Origin of the sequence: Microcoleus sp. B3-D7, from assembly GCF_036705305.1 — a bacterium.
Taxonomy (GTDB): Bacteria; Cyanobacteriota; Cyanobacteriia; order Cyanobacteriales; family Microcoleaceae; genus Microcoleus.
Genome location: NZ_JAUBUE010000112.1, coordinates 1 through 3,514, shown reverse-complemented (window position 1 = coordinate 3,514; position 3,514 = coordinate 1). Strand labels below are relative to the sequence as shown.

5 protein-coding genes are annotated in these 3,514 nt (G+C 40.1%); 3 read left to right on the top strand and 2 right to left on the bottom strand.

The features are described from left to right. The first annotated feature begins 211 nt into the window (after positions 1-211). A complete protein-coding gene (locus QUB25_RS29440) occupies positions 212-814 on the top strand; it encodes a thioredoxin family protein (protein ID WP_333035092.1) in 603 nt (200 codons plus the stop codon). Positions 815-889: 75 nt separating this feature from the next. Beyond that, entirely contained in the window at positions 890-1,021 is a 132-nt protein-coding gene (locus tag QUB25_RS29435; protein ID WP_333188986.1) for a hypothetical protein, read from the top strand. Positions 1,022-1,101: 80 nt separating this feature from the next. Here the strand turns inward: QUB25_RS29435 and QUB25_RS29430 are convergent, their stop codons facing one another. Both QUB25_RS29430 and QUB25_RS29425 read right to left on the bottom strand, forming a co-directional pair. Beyond that, positions 1,102-1,668 carry a GTPase gene (locus tag QUB25_RS29430; RefSeq protein ID WP_333188984.1) on the bottom strand — a complete coding sequence of 189 codons (567 nt, stop codon included), beginning with the start codon at positions 1,666-1,668 and terminating at the stop codon, positions 1,102-1,104. Between the two features lie 3 nt (positions 1,669-1,671). Beyond that, entirely contained in the window at positions 1,672-2,634 is a 963-nt protein-coding gene (locus QUB25_RS29425; RefSeq protein WP_333188982.1) for a GTPase, read from the bottom strand. A 208-nt stretch (positions 2,635-2,842) separates the two neighbouring features. Between QUB25_RS29425 and QUB25_RS29420 the strand changes: the two genes are divergently transcribed. Continuing rightward, positions 2,843-3,487: a hypothetical protein gene (locus QUB25_RS29420; RefSeq protein ID WP_333188980.1), complete on the top strand. Its 645-nt coding sequence runs from the start codon at positions 2,843-2,845 to the stop codon at positions 3,485-3,487. The last annotated feature ends 27 nt before the right edge of the window (positions 3,488-3,514 follow it).

Genomic DNA, 3,514 nt, shown 5'->3' with positions numbered 1-3,514 from the left:
TTAAATCACCCTAACCTTCCTTCAGTCTTGTCTTATGGTACTTTGGCTGCTTAAAAACTGTCCGGAGTATTGCTTATGTTTTAGCGCACTTAATCTAATTACTGCCTTTAGCAGAAATTTTTATGAGATGGGTCTGATTATCTCAAAATGTGCTATAATCAAAATCTATTATTTAAAATAAAAACATAGAAATCAAACCGCAATTTATTTTATGACCCAGAATTCCCCCAAGTCAACTGTTGCCCCCGCCGCCCCAAATCCCGAAACAAAAGTCGCCACGCGCCTCAGAAACTTATTGATCGTGTTAACAGCGATCGCCCTTTCAATATCCATCTTCTTCGGGCTGCAAACCCAAACGCCATCAAGCAGTCTCACCGATATGGCAAAAGCTTCAACGCCATTAGAAACAGCTTTGGTAAATGGCAAACCGACACTCATGGAATTTTATGCTAATTGGTGCGGTAGCTGTCAGGCAATGGCTAAAGATCTGAGCGAAATAAAACAGAAATACGCCGAACCGATGAATTTTGTGATGCTGAATGTAGACAATGACAAATGGCTGCCAGAAATCACAAAATATCGAGTAGATGGCATTCCACACTTTGTCTATTTGAACGATAAAGGTAGCCCCGTTGCGGAAACGATGGGCGAAATGCCGCGCAGTATTATGGAAGCTAATTTAGAAGCTTTAATTGCAGGAAAACCTCTGCCACACGTCCAAGCAGGGGGTCAAGTTTCTAATTTTACTCCCCCCACAGGGCCTGTGAAAACAAGTAGCTCTGACCCCCGCGCCCACGGCTCTCAAGTACAGTAAAAGAAGTCATTAGTCCTTAGTCAGTAGTCAGTAGGAATAAGAGGCGTTGCTGATTTACGGTATGAAAGGCTAAATATGCCAGTCATAGAAACCAGTATTGACAAAGCTTGGGGATTTTCAACTGATTTTTTTTATACCCTGATTAAGCAACGCCAAAATGAGAGCGATCGCACCTCGGTTCAGGAAGGGAGATCGCTTTTGAGGTAAGGTTATGATCAACTAAATTGCAGGTTTCTTGTCTAATTAGTTAATGAGTAGAATTAACCGCGAAAGGAACCGATTACAGATCAATCTGTTAATATTGAGAGAATAGGTAATCCATCAGATGTCCAATTATCTACAATATTATCCACCAACCATTCTTGCTCAAATCCTTGAAATATTTGGTCAATATCCTGTTCTCTTGTGATAATTTGGAGAAAGTCAAAAATTTGTTGACTCCTTTTTTCTGCAAATATCTCTTGTTGATCGTTAGGTACAGATGCAGCAAACGTTAAAACCAGGATAGAGCGATTCCAAATAGATGCACCAAGTCGATTAGTCAAAAGGCGTAGTGTTCGCTTTTCGTCTGGACGAAAACGAGTTTCGTTAAGCTTACTCACATAGATGGTTGCATAAATCTGAGCTAAATTAACTTTAGCCCGTACTAAAGATAGGTAGGCTTCGTCATCCTCCGCTAATCCAGGTGTATCGATAAGAGACACATCGCCTAGAGGAGTTTTGTAAGCATAATGCTCAACAATTTTTGTACAAGCTTCATACTCTGAAGTCTCAGCAATGTAACTACCAAACGCGGCATTGATAAAACTTGATTTGCCAACACCTGTCCGTCCCACTAGCAGAAATTTACGCATAGTTTACCAACGGAACAACCCACCTAAAAATCCTATTGCTGCACCAATTGCACCCCCAATACCAGCACCGACAGGCCCAGCTATAGAGCCAATTTTAGCCCCAACAGTTGCTCCCATCGCTGCAAGTCCTAGCACCTCAGAAGTCTTATTTGCGACTACTGCAGCCTGCCTCTCATTAAGCTCAATAGGTGTATATGTTGGGGCTGGCTCATAAATTTTTTCTATTATAACTTCTCTTTCCTTATCAGGTCGTTTGACTCTCTCTACAGTTGCCATAAAAAATGGTGCTGCACCTTTAGCAGAAATTCTTGCATATATCTGCGTATAAAGTTCACCTAACCATTTTTCTCCATCGGGAGTTCTCTCACTTTTGTTATCAACTGCAACTGACGGAACGTTATTTGCTATTCCAATGCCAGTGTATTTAGCGATCTCTTTCCGAATGAGTTCCGTCCTTTTCTCCAATGCAATCGGATAGTCTGAGGCATTCTTTGCACCTGCAAAAGTAAATATAATAACAGCTTGTTCCCAAATTTTTGAATTGAAAGCCTCAGAAATCAGTTTGATTCCTCGTTTTTCGTCATTAGTAACTCTTGTTTCATCTAAACGGCTGACAAACCACATAGAGTCAACATGGCTGACATCGGAACGCATCCGTTCTAAATATTCATAATCATTTCCAACTTCCTCAAGATCGTCGCACAAGCCAGGAGTATCAATTATAGTGAAATTAATCCCATTGAGTTCATTGTCATACTTTTTAATATCCATTGTACAAGGTTCATAGTCACCGACTACAGCAATTGTTTTACCCATCAAACTATTTACAGTGCTTGACTTTCCAACTCCTGTACGACCAACCAATAGAAAAGTGAATTTTTTGCCCTGCGTTACTTGCAGTTTTTCCTTCAGAGTTTCTAACCAATTTCTTGCTTGCTCTTCATCATTGCTATTGAAGACAGACATAGCTTGATTCTCCTACTTGACAAACGAAATAAACAACATAGTCTTCAATTGGCGCTATTAAATTACAGCCTTTAATTCCGTAAATACATCATATACAGAATTTTTCATTGTAGTCTATGATTAAATGTAATTAAATGTAATTAATGTTACACAATATTTCTATCGAATAAAGTCACATTTTGTAATAGATATCATAAAATGTCATAAAATGTCTGATAAAATAAGCAAAACCACTACACCTACCCGACCAATGGACGTTCAAGAAGTCTTGAGATTTGCCGACGAAATGGTTTTCGCCAAAACAGGAGAGCACTTGGACGATCTGCAAAAAGCTATCCTGCTGGGTGTATGGGAAGGTCAAAAATACTCTCAAATCGCAGAAGCATCATATTGTAGCGAAGGTCACATCAGGAATGTAGCTTCAAAATTATGGAAACGTTTATCAAATGTATTAGATGAAGAAGTAAATCAATCGAATTTACGATCGGCACTTGAGAGGAGACAAGTATTCATAGTTTCACAAAATCTTGGTAATGATTTTGTATTTTTTAACGTTAATGTTAGTACAGATAGTCAATCTTCAGAATATCCAGAAAAGCGATCGCCCTCCGCCCCCACCTCAGACATATCCCAACCCCAAACCAGACTAGACTTAGCAGACGCACCTCATATTTCATCATTGTGCGATTCGCCTGATGGCGATAGCTTCGCTTCACGCACATCCGAACTCGCCACCCTCGAAAAATCGATCGTTCAAGACAAGTGCAACCTTGCAGCCATATTAGGAATAAGCGGCATCGGCAAGGGTGCATCTCACTTTTGCAAATACATCAAGCGGAAAGTTGACCATTGAGATAAGCACAGCGCAGAGAAAGGATAG